Here is a 25,953-nt window from a genome sequence, read left to right on the forward strand (position 1 = left end):
TGAGTTCGCAGTGCAAGCCATTGGAATCAGTTGGAGTCAGAGGATTGTTGGACATGTTTCTTACAAATGAAAGACGCGGTTAACTTCAGTCAGCGATCGAATTCTAGGTGATATTGATAATGATTCTCGATACAATTACGGAATTGCAGCGCATGCATGGATTTATGTTGCTCTGCGGCAACATTCACCGGCTTGTTTCACGAATGAGAGCGCAAAACCATTGCTGGATGAGGCTTTCTTGCGGTGGCGGCAAGGTCTCGGTTTGTTGCGCTGAAGTAAAGTAAATAAAAGTGATATGCATTTAACATGGCCGGCAACTAGAATCCCGGCTGCTTTGTCGCCGCTCCCGGCGACCGCCGTCCCTGCGGCGCAGATGTTTTCAAGAGGGTGCGAGCGCGCCTCTCCTAAGGTTCTCAATGACTGCGGCTTCTTCCAACGCGCCCCAAAGAGCGTACTGGCTCAAAAAATTGCATGAATGGCACTGGATCAGCTCAGCCATCTGCCTGATCGGCATGCTGCTGTTTGCTCTGACCGGCTTCACGCTCAACCATGCGGGGCAGATCGAAGCCAAGCCCCGGGTGGAGTCGCGCGATGCGCAACTGCCCGACGATTTGCTTGAAAAACTGCAGGCAGCCCAGAAACAACAAGCGCAGGCTGCTAGCAAAGAAGGAGTACCTCTGCCCGCTGACGTGCAGGACTGGGTGGGCCGGCAGCTCAAGGTCGGTACCCGAGGCTTTGCCGTGGAATGGAGCGATGACGAAGCCTATGTGGCCATGCCGCGCCCGGGCGGCGATGCCTGGCTGCGCCTGGGTTTGAAGGACGGCTTGGTCGAATATGAAAAGACGGACCGGGGCTGGATTTCCTACCTCAACGATTTGCACAAGGGGCGCAACACGGGCGGAGCCTGGAGCCTGTTCATCGATGTGTTTGCCATCGGCTGCCTGGTGTTCTGCATCACGGGCCTGCTGATCCTGAAGATGCATGCCCAGCGCCGGCCCATGACCTGGCCCATGGTGGGTCTGGGCCTGGTGCTGCCGGCCCTGCTGGTGCTGCTGCTGGTGCACTGAGCGGAATTTTGTGAAGGAAGAGAAATGGCGAAGAGGATTTTCAAGACCTCGGTGGCGCTGAGCGCCGTGGTGGGCCTGCCGGCGATCGCCGGCGGCATGAATGTGACGGTGACCGTGCTCCAGCTGCAGGTGGCCGAATATCACAAGCCCTATGTCGCTGTCTGGCTGGAGAAGGCCGACGGCAGCGTGGCCGCCAATCTGTCGGTCTGGTACGACCTCAAGAAGCGCGACGCCGAAGGCACGAAGTGGCTCAAGGACATGCGTCAGTGGTGGCGCCGCACGGGACGGGAGCTGAGCTTTCCCATCGACGGCGTGACCCAGCCCACCAAGCCGGCGGGTGCTCACGCCCTGTCTTTTGCCGAAGGCCGCAACCCGCTGCCGCAGCTGGCGCCGGGCCAGTACAAGCTGATGGTGGAGGCCGCGCGCGAAGTCGGCGGCCGCGAACTGGTGTCCATTCCGTTTGAATGGCCCGCCAAGGAGGCCGCCAGCCTGAGCGCCAGCGGCAAGTCCGAGCTGGGCGCCATCAAGCTGGACCTCAAGCCTTAAACCACCCCCTGTGCGGCTTTGCCGCTTCCCCCTGGGGGGACAACACCCTCGCTGCGAGGCGGCTCTTGCTCGGTGTTCCTGGCCTGGGCCTCGCCTTCGGATTTGTCACCCTTTCTGTTTTCTAGGACCCGATATGAAGTTCAAAACCCGTGCTCTCGTCGCCGCAACCCTGGCCCTGGCAACCCTCGGCGCGCAGGCGCATGACCTCTGGTTCAAGCCCTCCAGCACCGTGCTGTCCAAGTCCGACTGGGTGACGGTGGATGCCGCCGTGTCCAACGATGTGTTCTTCTTCAACCACCGTCCGCTGGGGCTGGAGGGCGTGAAGGTGAGCGCTCCCGACGGCTCGGCCGTGGATATGAAGAATGTGGCCAAGGGCGAGCTGCGCAGCGTGTTCGACTTCAAGCCCGAGCAGGCCGGCACCTACCGCGTCACCATGCTGATGACCGGTGTGATGGGCAGCTACAAGGATGCGGGCGGCCAGCCCAAGCGCCTGCGCGGCTCCGCGGAGGAGGTGCTCAAGCAGATTCCCGCCGGTGCCAAGGAGGTGAACATTTCCGAAAACCTGCGCCGCATGGAGACCTTTGTCTCCCTGGGCAAGCCATCGGCGATTGCGCTGAGCGGCAAGGGTCTGGAGCTCAAGCCCGTGACCCACCCCAACGACCTGGTGGCCAGCGAAGAGGCGGTCTTTGATTTCCTGATCGACGGCAAGCCCGCGGCGGGCCTGGAGGTCGAACTGGTGGCCGACGGCATCCGCTATCGTGACGGCACCGATGCCATGAAACTCAAGACCGATGCCAAGGGTCAGCTCAAGATCAAATTCCCGCGTCCGGGCCTGTTCTGGCTGAATGCCGACGCCAGGGATGCCAAGACCAGTGTGGCTCAGGCCAAGGAGCGTCACCTGAGCTACACCGCCACGCTGGAGGTTCTGCCCTAAGCCTTGGGGCCGGCCGCCAAACCACGCGCCCGTACCGGGCGCGTGGCCTTTTGGGCCTCTACAGTCATGACCAGCACTCCACGCGTACGCTTTAGCGCCAGCCTGCGGCAACTGCCCTTATCCGCAGCGCCCGGCCATGCCGTGCCCGCGAATTTCGGCATCCGGCACTGGAAGCCCGCGGCCCTGCAGCAGCGGCAGGACGGCCGCATTCACCGCCTGTCCGGCCGGACCATGGGCACCTCCTGGTCGCTGAGCCTGGCCAACCCCGAGTATCTGTCCGCGGAACCCGCGCAAGCGCTGGTGCAGCAGGTGCTGGACGAGGTCATCGCCCAGATGAGCAACTGGGAGGCGGATTCCCTGATCACCCGCTTCAATCGTTCGGAAGCCGGCCAGTCCCAGGTGTTGCCTGCGGAGTTCGCCCATGTTCTGGAAGCGGCCCTGCACTGGGCCAGGCTTTCCGGTGCCGCCATGGATCCGAGCATGGGGGCGCTGGTCTCGCTCTGGGGCTTTGGTCCGCGCCAGAATCCGCTGGAGCCGCATAAGGCACAGATCCCGCCGGAGCCGGAGATCGAGCGGCTGCTCAGGAGCAGCGGCCATCGCCTGCTGAACTGGGATGCCCGGACCCGGCGGCTGCTGCAGCCCGGCGGGCTGGAGCTGGACCTGTGCGGCATTGCCAAGGGCTTTGCCGTGGACTGGGCGGTGCAGCGGCTGCAGAGTTCCGGCTGGAGCGCCGGTCTTTTCGAGATTGGCGGCGAGCTGCGCGCCTGGGGCCGGCGGCCCGATGCCCAGCCTTGGCGGGTGCAGCTGGGCTCTGGCATGCAGGCCCATGAACAGCCGCCGGTGCTGGCTCTAGTCGACGGCGCGTTTGCGACCTCGGGCGACCGCTGGCACCGCTTCAGTGTCGATGGCCGGCGCTATTCGCATACGCTGGACCCGCGCACGGGACGGCCCGTGACGCATGGGCTGAGCAGCGTCACGGTGTTCCATGAGGAATGCATGCATGCCGATGCGCTGGCCACCGTGCTCACGGTGCTGGGGCCGCAGCAGGGTCTGGATTTTGCGTGCCGGCATGGGATCGCGGCCTTGCTGAGCGCCCATGCCGAGCCGGGAGCACAAGCGCAGGTGATCAGAACACCTGCCTGGATCAAGCGATTCGAGACATGACAGTGGAATGGATTTTGACGCCCGGGCGCCTTTCGGGCGCCGCGGCTTTGCTGGGGGGCTATGCGGCCATGTGCCTGGCCGTGGCCGCCAAAGTGCGCAGGCGGCGCAGGGCCGAGGAGGCCGAGAATGCGGAGCCACAGGGCCGAGCCCAGGCGCCTGCGGTGCTGGTGGTCTATGCGAGCCAGACCGGTCAGGCCGAGGCGCTGGCCCGCGCCACCGCCAGGATGCTGGTGGACGGCGGCCTGCAGGTGCGGCTGCTGCCCGTGGACAAGCTGACCCCGGCCGTGCTGCAGCAGCATGTTCACAGCCTGTGGCTGCTGTCCACTACGGGGGAGGGCGACGCTCCCGACCATGCGCTGGGCTTTGTGCAGCAGCTGCTGCCCAAGCAAACCGGCTTGGCAGGGCATAAAAGCCTGGTGCTGGCGCTTGGCGATCATGAATATGAGCAGTTTTGCGCTTTTGGCGTGGCGGTGCATGCCTGGCTGCAGGCCTGCGGGGCGCACAGCGAGCTGATCTGTGTCGACAACATGAACCCCCAGAGCCTGCAGGCATGGCAGGCCCAGGTGGAGCGGCTGCGCCAGGATCTGCGGGGTGCTGCGGCGCAGGAGAGCGATTGGCTGCAGACGCCGGTCGGCCAGCCTTTTGTGCTGAGCCGGCGCCACTTGCTCAACCCCGGCAGCGAGGGCGGTCCGCTGTATCTGCTGGAATGGACTCCGCAGGCAGGCGAACTGCCGCAGTGGCAGTCTGGCGACCTGGTCTCGCTATGCGTGCCCGCGGCTGCGGACCGGCCGCGCGACTATTCCATCGCCTCCGTCACGGCGGAGGGCTGTCTGCAGCTGCTGGTGCGCCAGAGCACGCGCGAGGACGGCTCGCCGGGGCTGGCTTCCGACTGGCTGTGCCGCGGCATGGAGATTGGCACTGCGCTGCCGCTGACGCTGCGCGCGCACAGCAGCTTCAGGCTAGGTGACAACGCCGAGCGGCCGCTGATGCTGATCGGCAATGGCTCGGGCCTGGCGGGCCTGCTCAGCCACATCAAGGCGCGCGTGCAGCAGGGGCGCAGCGATCAGTGGCTGGTTTTTGGCGAGCGCAACCCTCAGCATGATGCTTTGTGCGCCGACAAGCTGCAGGCCTGGCGGCAGCAGGGGCAGCTGGAACGGCTGGATCTGGCCTGGTCGCGCCAGGCCCAGGGGCCGCGCTATGTGCAGGATCTGCTGCGCAGCCATGCCGACGAGGTCAAGCGCTGGGTGGAGCGGGGGGCGGCCATCTATGTCTGCGGCAGCCGCAGCGGCATGGGCCAGGGCGTGCATCTGGCGCTGCAGGCGATTCTGGGCCCGGCCATGGTGGAGGAATTGTTGGCCGCGGGCCGCTACAGGCGCGACGTGTATTGATGCCGCAGGACGCGTTGAAGCGTCTGCGCGCCTGCGGCAATGCAAAAAAGCTGGCCTGAGCCAGCTTTTTTTGATCAGCAAGCCTGAGCTTACTTGACGTGCTTACCGATCAGGCCGGCCATCTCGAACATGGAGACTTGGGGCTTGCCGAAGACTTCCTTGAGCTTGGCATCGGCGTTGATCATGCGCTTGTTGGCAGCGTCTTGCAGCTTGTTGGCCTTGATGTAGACCCACAGCTTGCTGATGATTTCGGTGCGAGGCAGGGGCGCCGCGCCAACCACGGCAGCCAGTGCGGGGCTGGGGGTCAGGGGTTTCATGAAGGCTGCGTTGGGAGTGCGCTTCTTCGCGGGAGCTGCTGCGGGAGCTGCAGCGGTTGCCTTCTTTGCAGTTGCCATATTGCTTATTTCCTAATTGGTAGTGGACTTGTCACCAGCGAAAAACAGCTGAAATCCACTGGCTGTCTGATGCTAATGGGAAAAAAACGCTCTTCCAAGCTAGTGGAGCGTTTTTTTGCCTTGATTTGTTGTGTTGAGGCCAGTTGGCACGTTTTTTTAGGGGTTTGCTCCAGAGAGTGTTGTGAAAAAGATGCTGTTTGAGACAAGCCGCTCACTCGTGTCGCCGGCCGCGGAGTGTCCGAGGCAAGATGGCGGGCACATCAATCACCTCTGGAGACCCTCGTGAATCAGCCGGAAACCGCCATCGCATTCAGCACCTGTGACCTGTGCGACGCCCATCTCGATGACGTCAGCGGCGATTTCAGAGTCCTGCCGCCCATGTTCCACAGCTTTGGCGGCCAGGACCGGTTTGCGGGCGAGGTTTCGACGGTGCAATGCCTGGACGACAACAGCCTGGTGCGCGCGGCGCTGGCGGAGCCAGGCCGGGGCCGGGTACTGGTCGTCGATGGTGGCGGCTCGCTGCGCCGCGCACTGGTCGGAGGCAATGTGGCGGCGTCTGCGGCCAGGAATGGCTGGGCCGGGGTGCTGGTCTATGGCTGCGTGCGCGATGTCGCGGAACTCCAGGCCGTATCCGTGGGCCTGTATGCGCTGGCGCTGAACCCCATGCCCACGCTCAAGCAGGGTCAGGGCTTGCGGGATGTGCCGGTGCAGATCGCCGGCGTGCCGGTGCGCGTCGGCGACTGGCTGTATGCCGACGCCGACGGCGTGGTGCTCGGCCGTCGCAATTTGCTGGGCTGAAGGTCTGGCTCTATCCGCGCGGTCCTGACCAACGCTGAGGCCAGGTGGCGATGAGCACGCTGGCCAGGGCGATGCCAAAGGCCAGAAACTGCATGCTGCCTATGCGTTCGCCCAGGGCCAGCAAGCCCACCAGTGCTGCGCTGACGGGCAGCAGCACGGTGAAGATGCCGGCCTGTGAGGCTGCCACGACCCGCAGCCCCGTCATCCACAGCCAGACCGTCCACATGCAGGCGGCCAGCGCATAAAACAGCAGCAACCCCCAGATCGGCGCAGAGACCCGGGCAAAGTCGAAACTCCAGGCCAGGTACAGCCCGGCGGGCGTGGACAGCGTGAAGCCCCAGAGGTTGATCAGTGCCGTGATGCGCTTGGGGCTGACGCTGGCGGTGAGCCGCTTGCCGATGACGGCATACGAGGCTTCGCACAGCACGGCGGCCAGCAGCAGCAACTGACCCAGCAGCGAGTGCTGGGCGGCTTCTGACGAGGCCGCTTGGCTCTCGGCGCTGAGGGCATTGAGGCTGATGCCGGCGACCGCGAGAACAATCGCGATCCACGTACGCCTGGCAACGGTTTCATGCAGAAACAGCCAGCTCATGATGGCGATGGCTGCGGGAATGGCGGCCATGGTCACCCCGGCCGTGACGGCGCTGGTCATGGACACGCCGCTGATCATGCACAGCGTGAAGAGAAAGTTGCCCAGAAAGGACTCCAGAAACAGCAGCAGCCTGGTCTGGCGCGACAGCGGTGCCTCGCCGGCCGGGCGTTTGAGCCAGCCCAGCATGGCCACGGCGCCAATGCCGAAGCGCAGCCAGGCCAGCAGCATGACGGGAAAGGCGGTGGCCAGCGGCTTGGACAGTGCCACATAGCTGCCGACCAGGGACATGCTCAACCCCAGACAGAGATAGGCAATAGGGCGGCTGATTAGGGTCATGGCAGGTCTTGGAGGGCGGATGGCGCCGCCAAGCATAGCGTCTGGCCGGGCCGGCCGGCGCGTCACAGGGATAGCAGGTGTTGTGCTTGCGTCAAAGCCGCCGCGATGGGGTCTGCAATCGCGGCTCCCGGCAGCCTCTGCAAGCCGGTGCCGAGCCGTATCCGGACTACTGCATCTGGAGCTTGCGAGGACTGCAAGGCCGCAAACCGCGGGATTTTCATTGCGTGGAAATCTGTTTTTGCATGGTGAAATTTTTGAATGTTGCACCGCCGCAATATTTCTCGATATGAGAAATTGATTTTCTTATTGTGAAAACAAAAAATAAGTTATTGTTTTTATTGGTTTAAATTTTTAGTCTTTTATAAGACATAAGACTGCTTGTGAGGCTGCCGTCGCCGTACAGTTGATCCCAAGGGCGAACCCCAAACCATCTTGTTTCAACCGTTAAGGAGTGCACCATGCCCCAATCCCTGACCCAGCAACTGAGCCGTGAACAGCAAATCGCCGCCCTCGAAAAGGACTGGGCACAGAACCCTCGTTGGAAGAGCGTCAAGCGTGGCTACAGCGCCGCCGATGTGGTGCGTCTGCGCGGCAGCCTGCAGCCCGAGTACACCTTGGCCCAGCGCGGAGCCGAAGTGCTGTGGGACAAGATCAACGGCAGCTCGAAAAAGGGCTATGTGAACGCCTTCGGTGCCATCTCTGCGGGCCAGGCCATGCAGCAGGCCAAGGCCGGCCTGGAAGCCGTGTATCTGTCGGGCTGGCAGGTCGCTGCCGACGGCAACACTTCCGAGACCATGTACCCCGATCAGTCGCTATACGCCTATGACTCGGTACCCACCATGGTGCGCCGCATCAACAACACCTTCAAGCGCGCCGACGAAATCCAGTGGGGCAAGGGCGTCAACCCCGGCGACAAGGAGTTCATCGACTACTTCCTGCCCATCGTGGCCGATGCGGAAGCCGGCTTCGGCGGCGTGCTCAACGCTTTCGAGCTGATGAAGAACATGATCCAGGCTGGCGCTGCCGGCGTGCACTTTGAAGACCAGCTGGCTGCTGTCAAGAAGTGCGGCCACATGGGCGGCAAGGTGTTGGTCCCTACCCGCGAAGCGGTCGAGAAACTGATTGCCGCTCGTTTTGCAGCCGACGTGATGGGCGTGCCCACCATTGTGCTGGCCCGTACCGATGCCGAGGCGGCCAATCTGATCACCAGCAATCACGACGAGAACGACATCCCGTTCCTGACCGGCGAGCGTACGCAGGAAGGGTTCTACCGTGTCAAGAACGGTCTGGAGCAATCCATCAGCCGCGGCGTGGCCTACGCTCCCTATGCCGACCTGGTGTGGTGCGAAACCGGCGTGCCCGATATCGGCTTTGCGCGTGAATTCGCCCAGGCCGTGCATGCTGCCTGCCCAGGCAAGCTGCTGAGCTACAACTGCTCGCCCTCGTTCAACTGGAAGAAGAACCTCAACGACAGCCAGATCGCTTCCTTCCAGGAAGATCTGTCTGCACTGGGCTACAAGTTCCAGTTCATCACCCTGGCCGGCATCCACAGCAACTGGTACAACACCTTCAAGTTCGCCCACGAGTACGCTCGCGGCGAGGGCATGAAGCACTACGTGGAAATGATCCAGGAGCCCGAATTTGCGGCACGTGACAAGGGCTACACCTTTGTGTCGCACCAGCAGGAAGTGGGTGCGGGCTACTTCGACGATGTGACCACCGTGATCCAGGGCGGCTCGTCCAGCGTCAAGGCTCTGACCGGTTCCACCGAGGAAGAGCAGTTCCATTGATTCGCAATGAATCGTGAATCTGTCTAGGTAGTAAAAAGTGGGGTTATGCGCCCGGGACGAAAGTCTCGGGCGTTTTTTTGTTGCCGGGTTAGAATAGACCCGATTTCAATTCACAAGGGCGAGAAAGGCATCAACGGTTATGACACCGCGAACTACATCGGAGATGTACTTCAGCTGCTGACGGCAGCTGGCGGTTCGCGCCTGCTCGGGATTCCTCTACACCCTCATCGAAGCGCGGACTGGTTCCGCGCTTTTTGCTTTCAGGCAACTCCAAAGCTCTGGCGCTGGCTTTCGCCCACACAAATTTGGTTTGACAAGGAATTTCATGATCAACATCACGCTCCCCGACGGCTCCAAGCGCGAATATCCGGGCCCGGTTTCGGTGGCCGAAGTTGCGGCTTCGATTGGCTCGGGTCTGGCCAAGGCCGCGCTGGCCGGCAAGATCGATGGCAAGGTGGTGGACACCAGCTTTGTGATCGAGCAGGATTCGCCGCTGTCCATCGTCACGGCCAAGGATGCCGACGGCCTGGAGGTGATCCGCCACTCGACCGCCCACCTGCTGGCCTATGCTGTCAAGGAGCTGTTCCCCGAAGCCCAGGTCACCATCGGTCCCGTGATCGAGAACGGCTTCTACTACGACTTCTCGTACAAGCGCCCGTTCACGCCCGAGGACCTGGCGGCCATCGAAAAGAAGATGACCGAGCTGGCCAACAAGGACGAGCAGGTGGTGCGCCGTGTGCTGCCGCGCGACGAGGCCGTGCAGTACTTCAAGGGCCTGGGCGAGAACTACAAGGCCGAGATCATCGCCTCCATCCCCAGCAACGAGGATGTGAGCCTGTATCGTGAAGGCGCTTTCGAAGACCTGTGCCGCGGCCCCCACGTGCCCAGCACCGGCAAGCTCAAGCACTTCAAGCTCATGAAGGTGGCCGGCGCCTACTGGCGTGGCGACCACCGCAACGAGATGCTGCAGCGCATCTATGGCACCGCCTGGGCGACCAAGGATGAGCTCAAGGACTATCTGTTCCGCCTGGAAGAAGCCGAAAAGCGCGACCACCGCAAGCTGGGTCGAGAGCTGGATCTGTTCCATATCGACGAGCATTCGCCCGGCACCGTGTTCTGGCATCCCAAGGGCTGGTCCATCTGGCAGCAGGTCGAGCAGTACATGCGCAAGGTCTATCAGGACAACGGCTACCAGGAAGTCAAGGCGCCGCAGATCCTGGACAAGGGTCTGTGGGAGAAGACCGGCCACTGGGACAAGTACCGCGAAAACATGTTCACGACCGAGTCGGAGAAGCGTGAATATGCCTTGAAGCCCATGAACTGCCCGGGCCACATCATCATCTTCAAGCAGGGCATCAAGAGCTACCGCGAGCTGCCGCTGCGTTTTGGCGAGTTCGGCAACTGCCACCGCAACGAACCCACGGGCTCGCTGCACGGCATCATGCGCGTGCGTGCCTTCACGCAGGACGACGGCCACATCTTCTGTACCGAGGACCAGATCCAGGCCGAAGTGACGGCCTTCACTTCGCTGCTGCAGAAGGTCTACGCGGATTTCGGTTTCACCAACATCCTGTATCGCCTGTCCACCCGCCCCGAAAAGCGCATCGGCACCGACGAGGCCTGGGACAAGGCCGAGAACGCGCTGGCCGAAGGTCTGCGCGCCTCGGGCTGCGAGTTCGAGTATCTGCCCGGCGAGGGGGCCTTCTACGGCCCCAAGATCGAGTACACCTTGAAGGATGCCCTGGGCCGCGAATGGCAGTGCGGCACGATTCAGGTCGACCCGAATCTGCCCGAGCGCCTGGACGCTGAATACGTGGGCGAGGACGGCGAGCGCCATCGCCCCATCATGCTGCACCGCGCGATTCTGGGATCGCTGGAGCGCTTCATCGGCATTCTGATCGAGCACCACTCGGGCGCGCTGCCCGCCTGGCTGGCTCCGGTGCAGGCCGCGGTGCTCAACATCACCGACGCTCAGGCCGACTACGTTCAGGAAGTTGCGCAAAAGCTGCAAAAAGCATTGCCGAATCAAAGCCTTAGGGTGGCGACTGATCTGCGCAACGAAAAGATTACGTATAAAATACGCGAGCATTCCATGCAGAAGCTGCCTTACATCCTCGTCGCGGGCGACAAGGAGAAGGCCGCTGGTGCGGTTGCAGTGCGCGCCCGGGGTAACAAAGACCTCGGTGTGATGTCGGTTGATGCATTCATCGATTTGCTCGCCAATGACATCGCGGCCAAGGTCTGATACAAATAAGTTTTGTGGCTGGCCGGCCCGCGTGCACTGAACGCGTAGCCGGCTACGCTGTTGTAGCCATTTCAATCCAAGGGTGAAAACCATAGCTACTGAATTTCGCGATCGGCGCCACCGTGAAGAGCGCAAGCATCGACTGAACCGAGAAATCATGGCGCCTGAAGTGCGTCTGTCTGGTCCCGAGAACGAGCCTCTGGGCATCGTGCCGCTGCAAGAAGCGCTGCGCATGGCCGGCGAGCTGGACGTCGACCTGGTGGAAATTGCGGCCACCGCCGTGCCCCCGGTTTGCCGTCTGATGGATTACGGCAAGTTCAAGTACCAGGAACAGAAGAAGGCTGCCGAAGCCAAGGCCAAGCAGACCGTCATCGAAATCAAGGAAGTGAAATTCCGCCCTGGTACGGACGATGGCGATTACAACGTCAAGCTGCGCAATATCCGCCGTTTCCTGGCGGAGGGCGACAAGTGCAAGATCACGCTGCGTTTCCGCGGCCGTGAAATCACGCACCAGCAACTGGGTCTGGATCTGCTGAACCGTCTGCGCGACGATCTGGCAGACACCATTCAGGTCGAGCAGTTCCCCAAGCTGGAAGGCCGCCAGATGATCATGATGATTGCGCCGGCGCGTGCGGGCAAGAAGCCCGCCGCTGGTGCCAAAGTGCAGGGCGACAACGCCGCTGCAGCACCTGCGGTCGCAGATAAGGCATAATTGCGGTTTTGCCTTTGCAGGCAGAAGTGGGCTTGGCCCACTTTTGTTTTGTGCGGCAGGGAAAGAATTTTGCAGGCTTGCCTGCAAGACGTTGATCCGGTCCAGGCCGGGTTGATGCACAAGTGCCTCGGAGGCCAGCGAAGTGCGTGCAGGTTTGCACGCCGCCTTGCGAGCACAAATTCAACAGGAGCTTCACATGCCCAAAATGAAGACCAAGAGCAGCGCGAAGAAGCGTTTTCGCGTTCGTCCCGGTGGTACCGTCAAGCGCGGTCAAGCCTTCAAGCGTCACATCTTGACCAAGAAGACCACCAAGAACAAGCGCCATCTGCGTGGTGCAGTTGCTGTGCATGAGACCAACATGGGTCACATGGCACAAATGCTGCCCGGCATGGGCCTGTAATTCACTGACGAACTAGGAGAAAACACATGCCTCGCGTCAAACGTGGTGTAACGGCTCGCGCCCGTCACAAAAAAGTTCTGGCCCTTGCTAAGGGTTTCCGTGGTCGCCGTGGTAACGTCTTCCGCGTTGCCAAGCAAGCGGTAATGAAGGCTGGTCAGTATGCCTACCGTGACCGTCGCAACAAGAAGCGCGTGTTCCGCCAGCTGTGGATCGCCCGTATCAATGCTGCTGCACGTGAACTGGGCCTGACCTACAGCCAATTCGCCAATGGCCTGAAGAAGGCTGCCATCGAAATCGACCGCAAGATGCTGGCCGATATCGCCGTGCACGACAAGGCTGCTTTTGCAGCTATCGTCGACCAAGTCAAGGCCAAGCTGGCTGCCTAAGGTCACGATCGGTAGTTACTCTTGATTCAGTAGCTGCTGGTGCACACACAGCAAGGGCTAGGGCTTGAAAAGGCGCTAGCCCTTGTTTATTTTTAAGATTCGATAAAGAGTCGATATGAACGAGTTGGATTCTCTGGTCGAGAGCGCGCAGCAGCTGTTTGCGCAAGCCCACACCCCCGCCGATCTGGAAAATGCCAAGGCGCAGTTTCTGGGCAAGTCGGGCAAGATGACCGAGCTCATGAAGGGCATGGCGCAGCTTTCCGTCGAAGAGAAAAAATCGCGCGGCGCTGCCATCAATGTGGCCAAGCAGGCTATCGAAGCGGCTCTGACCGCCCGCCGCAAGGCCCTGGCCGATGCCGAGCTGGAGGCCCATCTGAAGGCCGAAGTGCTGGATGTGACCCTGCCCGGCCGCAGCCGTGGCGCTGGCGGCCTACACCCCGTGTCGCTGACGCTGGAGCGCATCGAGGGCATTTTTGGCTCCATGGGCTTTGAAGTGGCCCAGGGCCCCGAGATCGAATCCGACTGGTTCAACTTCACGGCGCTGAACACACCCGAAGACCATCCCGCGCGCTCCATGCACGACACCTTCTACGTGGAAGGCGGCACGCAGCATGCGCCCAATCTGCTGCGCACGCACACCAGCCCCATGCAGGTGCGCCATGCGGTGCAGCATGTGAAGAATTACCGCAATCAGCTCGACGCCGGCCAGACCATGCCCGAGATCCGAGTGATTGCCCCGGGCCGCACCTACCGTGTGGACTCGGATGCCACCCACTCGCCCATGTTCCACCAGTGCGAAGGCCTGTGGATCGGCGAGAACGTGAGCTTCAAGGATCTGAAGGTCGTGTTCACCGACTTCTGCAAGACCTTCTTCGAGCAGGATGACCTGGTGCTGCGCTTCCGTCCCAGCTTCTTCCCGTTCACCGAGCCTTCGGCCGAGATCGACATCCAGTTCCAGAGCGGCCCGTTGGCCGGCCGCTGGCTGGAAGTGGCGGGTTCCGGCCAGGTGCACCCCAATGTGGTGCGCAACATGGGCCTGGATCCCGAGAAATACATCGGCTTTGCTTTTGGCATGGGCCCCGACCGCCTGACCATGCTGCGTTATGGCGTGAACGACCTGCGCCTGTTCTTCGACGGCGATATCCGTTTCCTGTCGCAGTTCCAGTAATGAAAAAGTGAGCTGCCAGCGCTTGTGTTTCAAACACTTCAGATGGTTTTGATGCTGAAGTTACTATAGATCAAGCGCTAACAGCTCTTCTTTTGAAAGTACGCATGCCCAGCCAGTTGCAGACCTGCAAGGTGCAGCTGGCATGAACGCCAAAGAGTCTGACTATGCAATTTCCTGAATCCTGGTTGCGCGAATACTGCAACCCCAATCTGACCACCCAAGAGCTGGCCGACACCCTGACCATGGCCGGTCTGGAAGTGGAAGAGCTGGATCCTGTGGCGCCTCCCTTCACCGGCATCGTGGTCGGTGAAATCAAGGAAGCCGTGCAGCACCCCGACGCCGACCGCCTGCGCATCTGCCAGGTCGACGTGGGCGGCCCCGAGCTGCTGAACATCGTCTGCGGCGCGCCCAATGCGCGCGTGGGCATCCGCATTCCCTGCGCCACCGTGGGCGCCGAGCTGCCCCCGGGCGAAGACGGCAAGCCCTTCAAGATCAAGATCGGCAAGCTGCGCGGCGTGCAGAGCTTTGGCATGCTGTGCTCGGCCAAGGAGCTGGGCATTGACGAAGACGCCAGCGGCCTGCTGGAATTCCCCGCCGATGCGCCCCTGGGCCAGAGCGTGCGTGAGTACCTGAACCTGGACGACACGCTGTTCACGCTCAAGCTCACGCCCAATCTCGCGCACTGCCTGAGCGTTTACGGCGTGGCGCGCGAGCTGTCGGCGCTGACCGGTGCTCCGCTGAAGGCGCTGTCCTTCCCCGTTGCCGCCGTCGCCACCCAGGACAAGCTGCCCGTCAAGATCGAGGCCGCCGACCTGTGCGGCCGCTTCTCGGGCCGCATCGTGCGCAATGTCAACACCCAGGTGAAGACGCCGCAGTGGATGCTGGATCGTCTGGCGCGTTGCGGTCAGCGCGGCGTCTCGCCGCTGGTGGACATCTCCAACTATGTGATGTTCGAGCTGGGCCGTCCCAGCCATATCTTCGATCTGGACAAGATCCATGGCGGCCTGAACGTGCGCTGGGGCAAGGAGGGCGAAACGCTCAAGCTGCTCAACGGCAACACCATCAAGATCGACGACTTCATCAAGGTCGGCGTGATCGCCGATGACAAGGAAGTCGAGTCCCTGGCCGGCATCATGGGCGGCGACGCCACGGCCGTGTCAGACGACACCAAGAATATCTACATCGAGGCCGCCTTCTGGTGGCCCAAGGCCGTGGCCGGCCGCTCGCGCCACTTCAACTTCTCGACCGATGCCGGCCATCGCTTCGAGCGCGGTGTGGACCCCGAGCACACGGTCGAGCACATCGAGCGCATCACCGCGCTGGTGCTGGAGATCTGCGGCACGCCCGAGACCCAGGTCGGCGCCATGGACGACCATCGGCCCAATATGCCGGAGCCCAAGACGGTGCAGCTGCGCGTGGCGCGTGCCGCCAAGGTGATCGGCATGGCCGTGACCCAGCAGCAATGCCTGGATGCCCTGAACGGCCTGGGCCTGCCTGCCACTGTGGCATCCGAGGGGGTCATTTCGGTCACCGCGCCAACCTTCCGCTTCGATATCAATCTGGAAGAAGATCTGATCGAGGAAGTGGCCCGCATGACCGGCTACGAAAACCTGCCGACCACCAAGCCGCTAGCGCCCATCGCACCCAAGCTGCGCGCCGAGAACCAGCGCAGCCCGTTCGCCGTGCGTCGCGAACTCGCGGCCCTGGGCTATCAGGAAACCATCAACTTCAGCTTTGTCGAAGAGAAGTGGGAGCAGGAGCTGGCCGGCAATGCCAACGCCATCAAGCTGCTCAATCCGATTGCCAGCCATCTGAGCGTGATGCGCTCGTCGCTGCTGGGCTCGCTGCTGCAGGTGCTCAAGTTCAACGTGGACCGCAAGGCCCAGCGCGTGCGCGTGTTCGAGCTGGGCCGCGTGTTCTTCAAGGATGACTCGGTCGTCGACTCCGACACCACCGTCAAGGGCTTTTACCAGCCCATGCGCGTGGCCGGTCTCGCCTATGGTGCAGCCGACCAGCTGCAATGGGGCAAGGTCGAGGCCAAGGTGGACTTCTACGACGTCAAGGGCGATGTGGAAGCGCTGCTGGCGCCGCTCAAGCCCGTGTTCGAGCCCGCCGAGCATCCGGCCATGCACCCCGGCCGCTGCGCGTGCGTGCTGCTGAACGGCAAGCCCATAGGCTTTGTCGGCGAGCTGCATCCCAAGTGGCGCCAGGAATGGGATCTGGCACAAGCGCCCGTCATGTTCGAGCTGGAACTCGACGCCGTGCTGGCCCGCAATGTGGCGGTGTTCAAGCCCGTGGCCAAGCACCAGGCCGTGGAGCGCGACATCGCCGTGGTGGTCAAGGAAGCCGTGACCCATGCCCAGCTCATGGAGGCCGTCCACGCCGCTCAGACGGGCGGCATTCTGCGCAATGCCGCGCTGTTCGACGTGTTCCGCCCCAAGAAGCTCAAGGCCGGCGAGGAAGCCGCTGCCGGCAGTCTGGCCCAGGACGAGAAGAGCCTGGCCGTGCGCTTGACGCTGATGAGCGACGAAGGCAGCCTGGCCGACACGCAGATCGAGCAGGCCGTGCAAGCGGTGCTGGCGCAGCTGCAAGAGCGTGTGGCGGCCCGCCTGCGTTGATCATGTTCAACCCCCAAGGAGATCGACCCATGGAGCTTGCCGTAGAAAGCATCGACAGCCCGGCGCTGACCAAGGCGCAGCTGGCCGATCTGCTGTTTGATGAGATCGGCTTGAACAAGCGCGAAGCCAAGGATATGGTGGATGCATTTTTCGACCTGATCTCGCAAAAGCTGGTGGAAGGCGAAGACGTCAAGCTCTCGGGCTTCGGCAACTTCCAGATTCGCACCAAGGCGCCTCGCCCCGGCCGCAATCCGCGCACGGGCGAGCTGATTCCGATAGCCGCGCGCCGCGTGGTTACTTTCCATGCGAGCAGCAAGCTCAAGGAGCTGATTCAGGGCGAAAGCTCCGAGTTCTAAGCCATTGGCGTGATGCCTGATGCCCGGCGCGCCCGGGTATTGCACAATCGAGGAGCTGACAGGTCTTGAGCCAGGAATGGTGCAGGGTTTGGTCAGCTCTTCGCGCTATATTGCACAACTTCCCCATCTCAAACCAGCACCGTCTGCTTGCAGCCCAGCCATGGTTTCACATTTGCCAGCGATTCCTGCCAAACGCTATTTCACCATCGGTGAGGTGGCGGAACTGTGCGACGTCAAGCCGCATGTGCTGCGCTATTGGGAGCAGGAATTCGCTCAGCTCAAACCCATGAAGCGCCGCGGCAACCGTCGCTACTACCAGCACCACGAGGTGCTGATGGTGCGGCGCATTCGCGAGCTTCTTTATGAGCAGGGCTTCACCATCAGCGGTGCACGCAACCGCCTGCGCGAGCAGGTGTCGCCGGGCAAGGCCGGAGCCGAGCTGTCCGCGGTGGTGTCGGCGCAGCTTGCAACAGCCGTGCCCGAGGAGGTCCGGGCGCAGGAGCATTTGCTCACCCAGATGCTGGCTGCCGTGCCGTCCAGACAGGTTCCGGCTTTGGGCGCCGATGAGGTCAAGGAGGAACTTTTGCAGATTCGAGCGCTGCTTTCCCTGTAGGCTCAAAAAACTGTATATAATTCAATTCTTCGGAATGTAGCGCAGCCTGGTAGCGCACTTGCATGGGGTGCAAGGGGTCGCGAGTTCGAATCCCGCCATTCCGACCATATAGACAAGGGTTCCTAGCTTTGAGCTAGGAACCCTTTTTCTTTTCGGATGCAGTTGTCGGCATTTGGGCCAAGTGCGCAGTCGCTAGGTGGCTTGCATGGTTTCAGTATCTGTCGCCAGAACACTTCCATATCGCTGAGCCGCAATTGCGGAAATACAGCCATCTTGATTGGCCATGAATGGCAGTCATGCATTTGAAACCAAGTGCTAGGTAGAAAAGCGCGGCTCAAGGCTGGCTAAAGTGCGATTCCTGGATGGGAATTGAATGCTGCTGAACGATCCGATGCTGCGATTTGCGCGCCCGGGAACAGATGCCGCCAAGTACGTGCTTGCTGCAGTCGTTGGGGTTGCGCACGCATTTGATATGCAGCAAGTAGAGGCTGTTTTTGCGAATGTTTTGCCAGATTGTTTGACATTTTTTTTGAAACATTTATTCGCAATGAATGTGATAAATTTGCACATGAAACCGATTGTTTGATGGCCGTGCAAGGAGATCTGGCCATCAACGCACGGTTTCATATGCAAGGTTATGCGTAAAGAACACCGGCCGGAAACCGGAGGCTCCGCCTTGCCCCTGCGGAAAGGAAAATCTCCAAATGAGCTGTATCTAGCCTGTCCTGCTTTACAGCCTGTCTGCTCCAGCGTTGCGACTGTGACCCCGCGGCGGTCCTAGCGTGCCAATTTCCAGGCACTGTGGCTGCCAAGTGTTCTTGATATCTTATTGATTCAAGTCGGTCTGAGCCCATTCGGGCATAGAGCAAGCATGGTTGTGGACCATGGAACCGAGGGATTCCATGCTTTGATTTTCTGATCGTAACGTGCTGCTGCTTCAGTGGTCATGCGCGTCGATCACCATTAATAACGGCTCCCGGCCGGAACGGAATTTGCCGTTCTTGGTCATGGAACCGGTCATGCAGCATGACCGGAGAGGTTGGGTGTCACTCGGCCGGAGCCAACCATCGAGGGTATAAAAATGAAGTTCAGCCAAATTGCACAAGTGGTGGCATCGTTGGGCATCGCGTCGTGGGCAACGGGGGGCATGGCTCAGACGGCCATGACTAAAGAGCAGGCCAATGCGCAAGGCACGGGTCTGCAGGCAGTGGTGGAAAAGGTGCTGATGACCCATCCCGAGGTGCAGGCCCGTTTTCAGGACTTCAATTCGTCCGTCGAGGGGCAGAACGTGGTCAATGGCGGCTTGCGTCCGCAGGTGACAGCCCAAGGCTGGGTGGGCAAGGAATGGCGCCACAACATACAGGATCTGCCTTCGCAGAACTGGAATCGTCCTGGCTGGAGCCTTCAGCTGCGCCAGTTGATTTTTGATGGTTTCACCACCACCAGCAATGTTCGTCAGCTGGGCTTCGAGAAACTGTCCAAGTTCTATGACCTGCGTGCCACCACGGAAAGCCTGGCCAACGATACCGTGGGCGCCTATCTGGATGTGCAGCGCTACCGGGAGATGGAGCGGCTGGCGCGCGAAAACTTTGCCACTCACCAGGCCACACTGGGCCAGCTGCGTGAACGTCAGCAATCGGGTGTGGGCCGGGGTGTAGATCTGGAGCAGGCCAGCGGCCGCCTGTCCCTGGCTCAGACCAATCTGATGACCGAGAGCAACAACCTCAATGACGTGTTGCAGCGTTATCGCCGTCTGGTCGGTGAGTACCCGGCGGCGACGATGGATCCGGTGCCGGAAGTGACGGCCAAGATCCCCGCATCTGGTGCCACCAAGGATTTTGGTAATTCGCTGCGTGCCAGCCCTGTGCTGTTGTCCAAGCAGGCGCTGCTGCAGGCGGCCGAATCCGGGCAGAAAGCCGCCAAGGGCGCGCATATGCCCAAGCTGGAACTGCTGGCATCGACGGGACGCGACCGAGACCAGAATTCACCCATCTACTGGGATGTGCAAAGCTCTCGCATTCAGCTGCTGCTGACCTACAACCTCTATCGTGGCGGTGCCGATGAGGCGCGTCTGCGTCAGACCATTGCCCAGACCTATGCCGCACAGGATGTGCGCGACTATACCTGCCGCAATCTGCAGCAGGAGTTGTCCATCACCTGGAACAACATGGAGCGCATGCGTCAGCAAATGCCGTTCCTGCGCGAACATGTGCTGTCCACCGCCAAGGTGCGCGTGGCCTATCAGCAGCAGTTCAAGCTTGGCCAGCGCACGCTGCTGGATCTGCTCAACACCGAGAACGAGCTGTTTGACGCCCAGCGTGCCTTGGTCAAGGGGCAGTACGATTTGAAGAAGGCGGAATACCAGTGGCTGACGCTGTCCAGCGAAATCCTGCCCGCGCTGGGTCTGGCCCAGCCTCACGACGACAGCCGTCCCGAGGAGCAGCAGGCACTGGTGTTGCCCGATGATCTGCTGCGCAGCTGCCAGTCTTCCGTGCCCGATACCACCAATCTGACCCCTGTGATCGGTGCGATGAACGGGCAGCCGGCCCGCCAGTGATGAACGGGGTGCTCGCGCACCCCTGGAGTTGATAAACCAGATGGATAAAAGCGATTCGCAGCCCTCAGAGCAGTCTTCGAGGCAGGAGTTGTCCGCGTTGGACGCGGACTTCATCCGCGTGCTGGAGGACTTGATTGATGCCCTGCTTGCCAATGGCACTTTGCGCCTGACCGATTTGCCTCCGCAGGCGTTGGAAAAACTCAGCCAGCGCAAGCGGGCGCGTCAGCGTCTGCGCAACTCGCTGGACCTGATCGACGACGGCGAAGAGCTTTTATAGATTGATTTCCGAAGATGTCTAAACCGGAATATGTACCTTCATCGACTCCGGCCCGAGGAGGGGAGATGGTGCAAGAAGTATCGCGTGAGGCTGCTGCTGCTGCGAGCCAGTCTGACAGCCCTGGAGGCGCTGGCGCCGAAGGGGCCGCCCGCGTCAGTTTTTCCCAGGCTTCTGGGTGGCATATGCCCGCCCATGAAACCCATGCGGATCCGTTGCTGGATTGCCTGGTGCAGCTGACGCGGCTGCATGGCAAGCCCTATACCGCGCAGGCGCTGAGCAACGGCCTGCCGCTGGTGGAGCAGCGCCTGACGCCTTCGCTGCTGGCGCGTGCAGCGGCTCGCGCACAGTTCACCACAAGAATCGTGGAACGTCGCTTGGATGGAGTGCCGGAAGGATTGTTGCCGGCCATTCTGATCCTCAATGGCAATCGTGCCTGCCTGCTGCTCAAGGCCCTGGGCGATGGCCGCTTGCTGTTGCAGTACCCGGAGTCTGAAAGCCCGGTCGAGGTGGAGCAGCAGGCCTTGCTGCAGGACTATACGGGCCTGATGTGCTTTGTGCGCCCGCAGTTCAGGGTTGAGCAGCGTTCCGTGCAGCAAGGCATGGCGCCGCGCAGCAGCCACTGGTTCTGGGCCGTGGTGCTGGAAAACCGGCGCCTGTATCGCGACGCGCTGATGGCCGCCGTGCTCATCAATCTCTTTGCGCTGGCCATGCCGCTGTTCAGCATGAATGTGTATGACCGCGTGGTGCCCAACAATGCGGTGGAGACATTGTGGGTGCTGGCCATCGGTATCTCGCTGGTCCTGGTCTTCAACTTTGTGTTGACCACGGCGCGCGCCTATGTGGTGGATTCGGCCAGCAAGCGTGTGGATGTGCGGCTGTCTGCCCAGATCATGGAGCGCGTGCTGGACTTGCGCATGGAAAGCCGCCCCGCATCCGTGGGATCGTTCGCCGCCAACTTGCGTTCGTTTGAGTCGGTGCGCGACTTCATTGCTTCCGCAAGTCTTACGACCTTGGTTGATCTGCCCTTTGTGCTCCTGTTTTTGGTGGCCATCGCGTGGATCTCGCCATGGATGCTGATTCCGCCCGTGGTGGCCATTGCCGCGATCCTGCTGGTGTCGTTCTGGGCACAGGCACGCATGGAGAGCCTGACGCTCCAGACTTTTCAGGCTTCCTCGCAGCGCAATGCGCTGCTGGTGGAGTCCCTGACCAATCTGGAAGCCGTCAAGACGCTCAACGCCCAAGGCGGCGTGCAGCGCCTGTGGGAAAGCTCCACCCAGTACATCGCCTATATGGGAGGCAAGATCAAGTTCATTTCCTCCGGCACGGTGAACTTCGTCCAGACCCTGCAGCAGCTGGTCAGCGTGGCGGTGGTCGTGATTGGCGTGTACCAGGTGCAGGAATCGGCGCTGTCCATGGGCGGCATCATTGGGGCATCGATGATCGCGGGGCGCTGTCTGGCGCCGTTCGGCCAGGTGGCTGGGCTGATGATGCAGTTCCACAATGCACGCACCTCTCTCAACTCCATCGACAACTACATGAAGATGCCGGTGGAGCACGATGCAGACCGCGAATTTGTCTCGCGTCCCGATCTGCGCGGTGCCATCGAATTCCGCAACGTGAGTTTCAGTTATCCAGGAAGCGAGCAGGCCAGCCTGTCGGGCCTGAGCTTTACGGTGCGTCCCGGCGAGCGTGTGGGCATCATCGGCCGCATAGGCTCCGGCAAGACCACGCTGGAAAAGCTGGTGCTGGGTCTGTATCAGCCCAGCGAAGGCGCGGTACTGATCGACGGCGTGGATGCACGCCAGATCGATCCCGTGGATCTGCGCCGGGCCATTGGTCATGTGCCGCAGGACCCCATGCTGTTCTATGGCAGCCTCAAGCACAACCTGTTGGTGGGTGCTCCTTATGCGGGCGAGGCCGACATGCTGCGTGCGGCCCGTATTGCGGGCGTGGACGAATTCGCAGCGCGCAATCCCAAGGGGTATGACATGCTGGTGGGGGAACGCGGCGAGTCGCTGTCTGGCGGTCAACGTCAGTCGATTGCCGTGGCGCGCGCCCTGATCAATGACCCGGCCATGCTGCTGCTGGATGAGCCCAGCAGCAATCTGGATAACCAGAGCGAGGCCCAGCTCAAGCGCCGCCTGCAGGACGCGGCGCAGGGCAAGACCATTTTGCTGGTCACGCACCGCACGGCCTTGTTGTCGCTGGTGGATCGTCTCATCGTGATTGATGGCGGAAGAATCGTGGCCGATGGTGCCAAGGATCAGGTTATCGAAGCCCTCAAGCAGGGCCGTATCGGCGGAGTAGGAGGGCGAGCATGAGCGAGTCCAAACCTGTGCAGGCAGTGAAGCCAAGCTCGGGCTTCAAGAGCTGGCTTGGCGGGCGCTGGCAACAGCTTGATCGCTGGCTGCTGGATGGCAGCCAGTCCGTGGGCGTGCATCAACCCGACGACTTGAAGGCCGACGCCCAGTGGGCGGCAGGCCAGCAGCAGGCGCGGGGCTCGCGTTTGCTGATCTGGGCATCGCTGGCCACGGTGCTGGTATTGCTGCTCTGGGCGAGCCTTGGGCATATCGACGAAGTGGTGCGCGGCCAGGGCAAGGTAGTGCCATCGCGCCAGGTGCAGGTGGTGCAGAGTCTTGATGGCGGCATCGTCAAGGAGATCCTGGTGCACCCGGGCGAGCATGTGGAGCAGGGGCAGGTGCTGCTGCGCATCGACCCCACGCGCTACAGCTCCTCGCTGGGCGAGAACAAGGCCGAGTTGCTGGCTCTCAAGGCCAAGGCGGCTCGTCTGCATGCACTGGCTTCGGGCGAGGCTTTCAAGGCGCCTGAGGAGGTGCAGGCGGTTGCGCCGCAGATTGTGGAGATGGAGCGCCGCATGTGGGAGAGCCGCACGCAGGAGCTCAACACCACGGTCAATATTGCACGCGACCAGTTGCGCCAACGCCAGCAGGAACTGCGCGAGACCCAGGCTCACCGCGACCAGGCATCGTCCAGCTGCAGCCTGACCTCGGAAGAGCTTGCGGTGACCAAGCCTTTGCTCAAGAGCGGTGCCGTGTCCGAGGTGGACCTGCTGCGTCTGCAGCGCGATGTGGCCCGTTTTTGCGGAGAGGCCAAGGGCGCCAGTGCGCAGATTGGCCGCATACAGGCAGCCATCCAGGAAGCCGAGCGCAAGATTCAGGAGTCCGAGCTGAACGTGCGCAACCAGTCGCGCTCCGAACTCTCTGAAACCCAGGCCAAGCTGGGCACGCTGGAGCAGGGCAAGGTGGCGCTGGAAGACCGTGTCAAACTGGCCGAAGTGCGCTCGCCCGTGCGCGGCACCGTCAATACCTTGATGGCAAATACCGTGGGGGGCGTGGTGCAGCCCGGCAAGGACATTCTGGATATCGTGCCTCTGGACGACACCTTGCTGATGGAGGTTCAGGTCAATCCGCGCGACATCGGCTTTCTGCATTTCGGGCAACAGGCCGAAGTGAAGTTCACTGCCTACGACTTTGCCATCTACGGCGGCCTGCAAGGCAAGCTGGAGCAGATTGGCGCCAACACCGTGACCGACGAGAAGGGCAATTCCTTCTATGTAGTGAAGGTGCGCACCGAGAAAGTGCATGTGGGCGACGACTCGCGTCCCATCATTCCGGGCATGCAGGCCGAGGTGCACATCCTCACCGGCAAGCGCACGCTGATGCAGTACCTGCTCAAGCCTGTCCTGCGCGCCAAGGCCAACGCCCTGGTCGAGCGCTAGTCAGTGAGCCGAGAACAATTAGAAGGGAGTTGTATGAATGCATTGCCTGTATTGATGCTGACTCAGGACGCCACTCTATGGCATGGCTGGCAGCAAATCGCAGGCTCCCAATGGATGCCTGCACGTGGTCAAAGCCTGGCGGATCTGCAGCGCTGGAAACAGCAGGGCCGCAGCCTGGCGGTACTGGACGCTGCCTTGCCTCAATTGCCTGCGTCCACTGCCACTCATTGGAGCGAATTGCTGCAGGGTCTGCAGGTGCTGGTCCTCAGCAACCGCCCCAGCGATGAGGAAGGCCGTCAGTTGCTGGCCAGAGGTGCATGCGGCTATGCCCATGCACAATCCGGCCCCGAGACGCTGGCGCGGATGCTGCAAAGCATGGTCGGCGGCAATATCTGGCTGGGCCGCTCGCTGCTGCAGCGCCTGCTGCGCGACGTGGACGCCCGCTTGCCCGAAGCCGATGCGGACTGGGCGCAAGCCCTGTCTCCGCGGGAGCAGGAGGTGGCGCGTTACGCATCTCTGGGCGATAGCAACGCAGAGATTGCCGAGCGCATGTCTATCAGCGAGCGCACCGTGCGTGCCCATTTGTCGGCCATTTTCGAAAAGCTTCAGGTGCAGGACCGTCTGATGCTGACATTGAAAGTGCATGGCATCGGCCGCAAGCAGCTGGCCTGAGGCGGCCCCATACATGCGGTCCTGATCCTCTGAGCATGCGTATTGATACGCAAGCAGATGCTTGCGTAAAGCCCAAGGCCCGCGATATGCGGGCCTTGGGCTTTTTGCTCAGCTAGAGACAGTCGTGCCGATTGGCTTTGGCGCCAATAGCAGTCGGGTCGGCAGACTCCTACCATCTCGTCAGAAATATTGGAGAGCTGTCGCAAGACTCTCTCATGTCCTTATCTGATTGGAGAGGCAGATCATCATGGCAGCTCAAACCGTTCTCATCACCAAGCTCGTCGGCCAGGCCTGGATTCGTGGCGCAGATGGCAACCTGACCGCCATTCGCGAGGGAATGCGCATCCCTGCGGATGCCGAGGTCGTCACGGCCACTGGTAGTTCGGTGCAGCTGCAGGCGGATGGCACCCCTCCATTGACCGTGGGCGAGAATCAGGATGTGCGGCTGACCGCCGATCTGGTTCAGCCCCCGCAGCCCGAAGAGGCTGCCGTGGCCAGCCCAGGCAACGCACAGATTGACCAGATCATTGCCTCCATCAACTCCGGTGCGGATCCGTTCGATCAGCTCGATCCCACGGCTGCGACGCTGGCCGGTGGCGGCGGTGGCGGCGGTTCCTTCGTTCGCCTGACCAGCGTCCTGGAAGCTACATCACCTTTGGATCTTGCCTATCCTGGTCTGGCGACACCTCCGGTGGAAAGTGTGCAACTGGGCGGTGTGGCGGCGACTGCGCCGGCGACAACGCCCGAGCCGACGCCTGTGCCAGGCGTCGCCGCAGTCCAAGGCGTGGCTAGTTCGGTGTCGGAAAAAGGCCTGACTTCGGTTGAAGATACCAGCGAAACTGCCAAGGGTTCGGTGACGGTCAGGGCCACCGACGGCATCAAGGACGTGACCATCGGCGGAGAGACCCACACGATCGGCGACTGGGTGGGCAAGAGCATCACCACGGCCGACGGCAGCACGCTGACGGTCACCGGGGCCACGACCCACGCCGACGGCAGCGTCACCCTGGACTACAGCTACACGCTCAACAGTGCTCAGACGCACGACAAGGCTACACACGACCAAGAGATTACCGACGTCATCACTGTGACGGTGCACGGCGTGGGCGGCAGCTCGGGCAGCGGCAACATCGTCGTCACCATCGTGGACGACGTGCCGGTGGCCACCAGCATCAACGCCGGCTCGCTGACCGAAGACGG

24 protein-coding genes and 1 tRNA gene are annotated in these 25,953 nt (G+C 61.7%); 23 read left to right on the top strand and 2 right to left on the bottom strand.

Going from position 1 to position 25,953, the window contains the following annotated elements; genetic code table 11:
* Positions 1 to 416: 416 nt before the first annotated feature.
* From AB6724_RS18065 to AB6724_RS18085, 5 genes are all read left to right on the top strand, one after another.
* Complete coding sequence (locus AB6724_RS18065) at positions 417 to 1,067, top strand: PepSY-associated TM helix domain-containing protein (protein ID WP_369339918.1); 651 nt, start codon at positions 417 to 419, stop codon at positions 1,065 to 1,067.
* Positions 1,068 to 1,091: 24 nt separating this feature from the next.
* Positions 1,092 to 1,613: a DUF2271 domain-containing protein gene (locus AB6724_RS18070; RefSeq protein WP_369339919.1), complete on the top strand. Its 522-nt coding sequence runs from the start codon at positions 1,092 to 1,094 to the stop codon at positions 1,611 to 1,613.
* A gap of 133 nt (positions 1,614 to 1,746) precedes the next feature.
* Complete coding sequence (locus tag AB6724_RS18075; RefSeq protein WP_369339920.1) at positions 1,747 to 2,547, top strand: DUF4198 domain-containing protein; 801 nt, start codon at positions 1,747 to 1,749, stop codon at positions 2,545 to 2,547.
* Between the two features lie 66 nt (positions 2,548 to 2,613).
* Positions 2,614 to 3,711: an FAD:protein FMN transferase gene (locus tag AB6724_RS18080; protein WP_369339921.1), complete on the top strand. Its 1,098-nt coding sequence runs from the start codon at positions 2,614 to 2,616 to the stop codon at positions 3,709 to 3,711.
* Positions 3,708 to 5,099: a sulfite reductase subunit alpha gene (locus AB6724_RS18085; RefSeq protein WP_369339922.1), complete on the top strand. Its 1,392-nt coding sequence runs from the start codon at positions 3,708 to 3,710 to the stop codon at positions 5,097 to 5,099. Before AB6724_RS18080 ends, AB6724_RS18085 begins: the two co-directional genes overlap by 4 nt.
* A gap of 89 nt (positions 5,100 to 5,188) precedes the next feature.
* Here AB6724_RS18085 and AB6724_RS18090 read toward each other — a convergent pair whose 3' ends face one another.
* Positions 5,189 to 5,494, bottom strand: a complete 306-nt coding sequence (locus tag AB6724_RS18090) for an SWIB/MDM2 domain-containing protein (protein ID WP_369339923.1) — start codon at positions 5,492 to 5,494, stop codon at positions 5,189 to 5,191.
* A gap of 282 nt (positions 5,495 to 5,776) precedes the next feature.
* Here AB6724_RS18090 and rraA point away from each other — a divergent pair, with 282 nt between their 5' ends.
* A complete protein-coding gene (gene rraA, locus AB6724_RS18095) occupies positions 5,777 to 6,292 on the top strand; it encodes a ribonuclease E activity regulator RraA (protein WP_369339924.1) in 516 nt (171 codons plus the stop codon).
* Between the two features lie 10 nt (positions 6,293 to 6,302).
* Here the strand turns inward: rraA and AB6724_RS18100 are convergent, their stop codons facing one another.
* Positions 6,303 to 7,220: a DMT family transporter gene (locus AB6724_RS18100; RefSeq protein WP_369339925.1), complete on the bottom strand. Its 918-nt coding sequence runs from the start codon at positions 7,218 to 7,220 to the stop codon at positions 6,303 to 6,305.
* Between the two features lie 458 nt (positions 7,221 to 7,678).
* On the opposite strand from AB6724_RS18100, the gene aceA reads away from it, so the two are divergent.
* The 17 genes from aceA to AB6724_RS18185 all read left to right on the top strand — a co-directional run.
* Complete coding sequence (aceA, locus tag AB6724_RS18105; protein WP_369339926.1) at positions 7,679 to 9,010, top strand: isocitrate lyase; 1,332 nt, start codon at positions 7,679 to 7,681, stop codon at positions 9,008 to 9,010.
* A 325-nt stretch (positions 9,011 to 9,335) separates the two neighbouring features.
* Positions 9,336 to 11,255: a threonine--tRNA ligase gene (gene thrS, locus AB6724_RS18110; RefSeq protein ID WP_369339927.1), complete on the top strand. Its 1,920-nt coding sequence runs from the start codon at positions 9,336 to 9,338 to the stop codon at positions 11,253 to 11,255.
* An 82-nt stretch (positions 11,256 to 11,337) separates the two neighbouring features.
* Positions 11,338 to 11,967: a translation initiation factor IF-3 gene (gene infC, locus AB6724_RS18115; RefSeq protein WP_369339928.1), complete on the top strand. Its 630-nt coding sequence runs from the start codon at positions 11,338 to 11,340 to the stop codon at positions 11,965 to 11,967.
* Positions 11,968 to 12,163: 196 nt separating this feature from the next.
* On the top strand, positions 12,164 to 12,367 hold the full coding sequence (gene rpmI, locus AB6724_RS18120) for a 50S ribosomal protein L35 (protein ID WP_369339929.1): 204 nt from the start codon (positions 12,164 to 12,166) through the stop codon (positions 12,365 to 12,367).
* A 26-nt stretch (positions 12,368 to 12,393) separates the two neighbouring features.
* Positions 12,394 to 12,753, top strand: coding sequence for a 50S ribosomal protein L20 (gene rplT, locus AB6724_RS18125; RefSeq protein WP_184710706.1), 360 nt, complete (start codon positions 12,394 to 12,396; stop codon positions 12,751 to 12,753).
* 115 nt (positions 12,754 to 12,868) lie between these two features.
* On the top strand, positions 12,869 to 13,921 hold the full coding sequence (gene pheS, locus AB6724_RS18130) for a phenylalanine--tRNA ligase subunit alpha (RefSeq protein WP_369339930.1): 1,053 nt from the start codon (positions 12,869 to 12,871) through the stop codon (positions 13,919 to 13,921).
* Between the two features lie 164 nt (positions 13,922 to 14,085).
* Positions 14,086 to 16,539 carry a phenylalanine--tRNA ligase subunit beta gene (gene pheT, locus AB6724_RS18135; protein WP_369339931.1) on the top strand — a complete coding sequence of 818 codons (2,454 nt, stop codon included), beginning with the start codon at positions 14,086 to 14,088 and terminating at the stop codon, positions 16,537 to 16,539.
* Between the two features lie 29 nt (positions 16,540 to 16,568).
* A complete protein-coding gene (locus AB6724_RS18140) occupies positions 16,569 to 16,895 on the top strand; it encodes an integration host factor subunit alpha (protein WP_099736473.1) in 327 nt (108 codons plus the stop codon).
* Between the two features lie 160 nt (positions 16,896 to 17,055).
* Positions 17,056 to 17,508 (top strand): MerR family transcriptional regulator, encoded by a 453-nt coding sequence (locus AB6724_RS18145; RefSeq protein ID WP_369339942.1) that lies wholly within the window; start codon positions 17,056 to 17,058, stop codon positions 17,506 to 17,508.
* Positions 17,509 to 17,538: 30 nt separating this feature from the next.
* A tRNA-Pro gene (locus AB6724_RS18150) sits at positions 17,539 to 17,615 on the top strand.
* 266 nt (positions 17,616 to 17,881) lie between these two features.
* Positions 17,882 to 18,094 carry a hypothetical protein gene (locus tag AB6724_RS18155; protein WP_369339932.1) on the top strand — a complete coding sequence of 71 codons (213 nt, stop codon included), beginning with the start codon at positions 17,882 to 17,884 and terminating at the stop codon, positions 18,092 to 18,094.
* Between the two features lie 495 nt (positions 18,095 to 18,589).
* Complete coding sequence (locus AB6724_RS18160; protein WP_369339933.1) at positions 18,590 to 20,065, top strand: TolC family outer membrane protein; 1,476 nt, start codon at positions 18,590 to 18,592, stop codon at positions 20,063 to 20,065.
* A gap of 40 nt (positions 20,066 to 20,105) precedes the next feature.
* Positions 20,106 to 20,342, top strand: a complete 237-nt coding sequence (locus tag AB6724_RS18165) for a hypothetical protein (RefSeq protein WP_369339934.1) — start codon at positions 20,106 to 20,108, stop codon at positions 20,340 to 20,342.
* A gap of 182 nt (positions 20,343 to 20,524) precedes the next feature.
* Complete coding sequence (locus AB6724_RS18170; protein WP_369339935.1) at positions 20,525 to 22,663, top strand: type I secretion system permease/ATPase; 2,139 nt, start codon at positions 20,525 to 20,527, stop codon at positions 22,661 to 22,663.
* Entirely contained in the window at positions 22,660 to 24,081 is a 1,422-nt protein-coding gene (locus AB6724_RS18175) for an HlyD family type I secretion periplasmic adaptor subunit (protein WP_369339936.1), read from the top strand. The genes AB6724_RS18170 and AB6724_RS18175 overlap by 4 nt, the downstream gene beginning before the upstream one ends.
* 33 nt (positions 24,082 to 24,114) lie before the next feature.
* Positions 24,115 to 24,753 (top strand): response regulator transcription factor, encoded by a 639-nt coding sequence (locus tag AB6724_RS18180; RefSeq protein ID WP_369339937.1) that lies wholly within the window; start codon positions 24,115 to 24,117, stop codon positions 24,751 to 24,753.
* A gap of 247 nt (positions 24,754 to 25,000) precedes the next feature.
* Positions 25,001 to 25,953 (top strand): retention module-containing protein (locus AB6724_RS18185; protein ID WP_369339938.1); only part of this gene is annotated, 953 nt, incomplete at its 3' end.

Origin of the sequence: Comamonas guangdongensis (assembly GCF_041079535.1) — a bacterium.
GTDB classification, from domain to species: Bacteria; Pseudomonadota; Gammaproteobacteria; order Burkholderiales; family Burkholderiaceae_C; genus Comamonas; species Comamonas guangdongensis.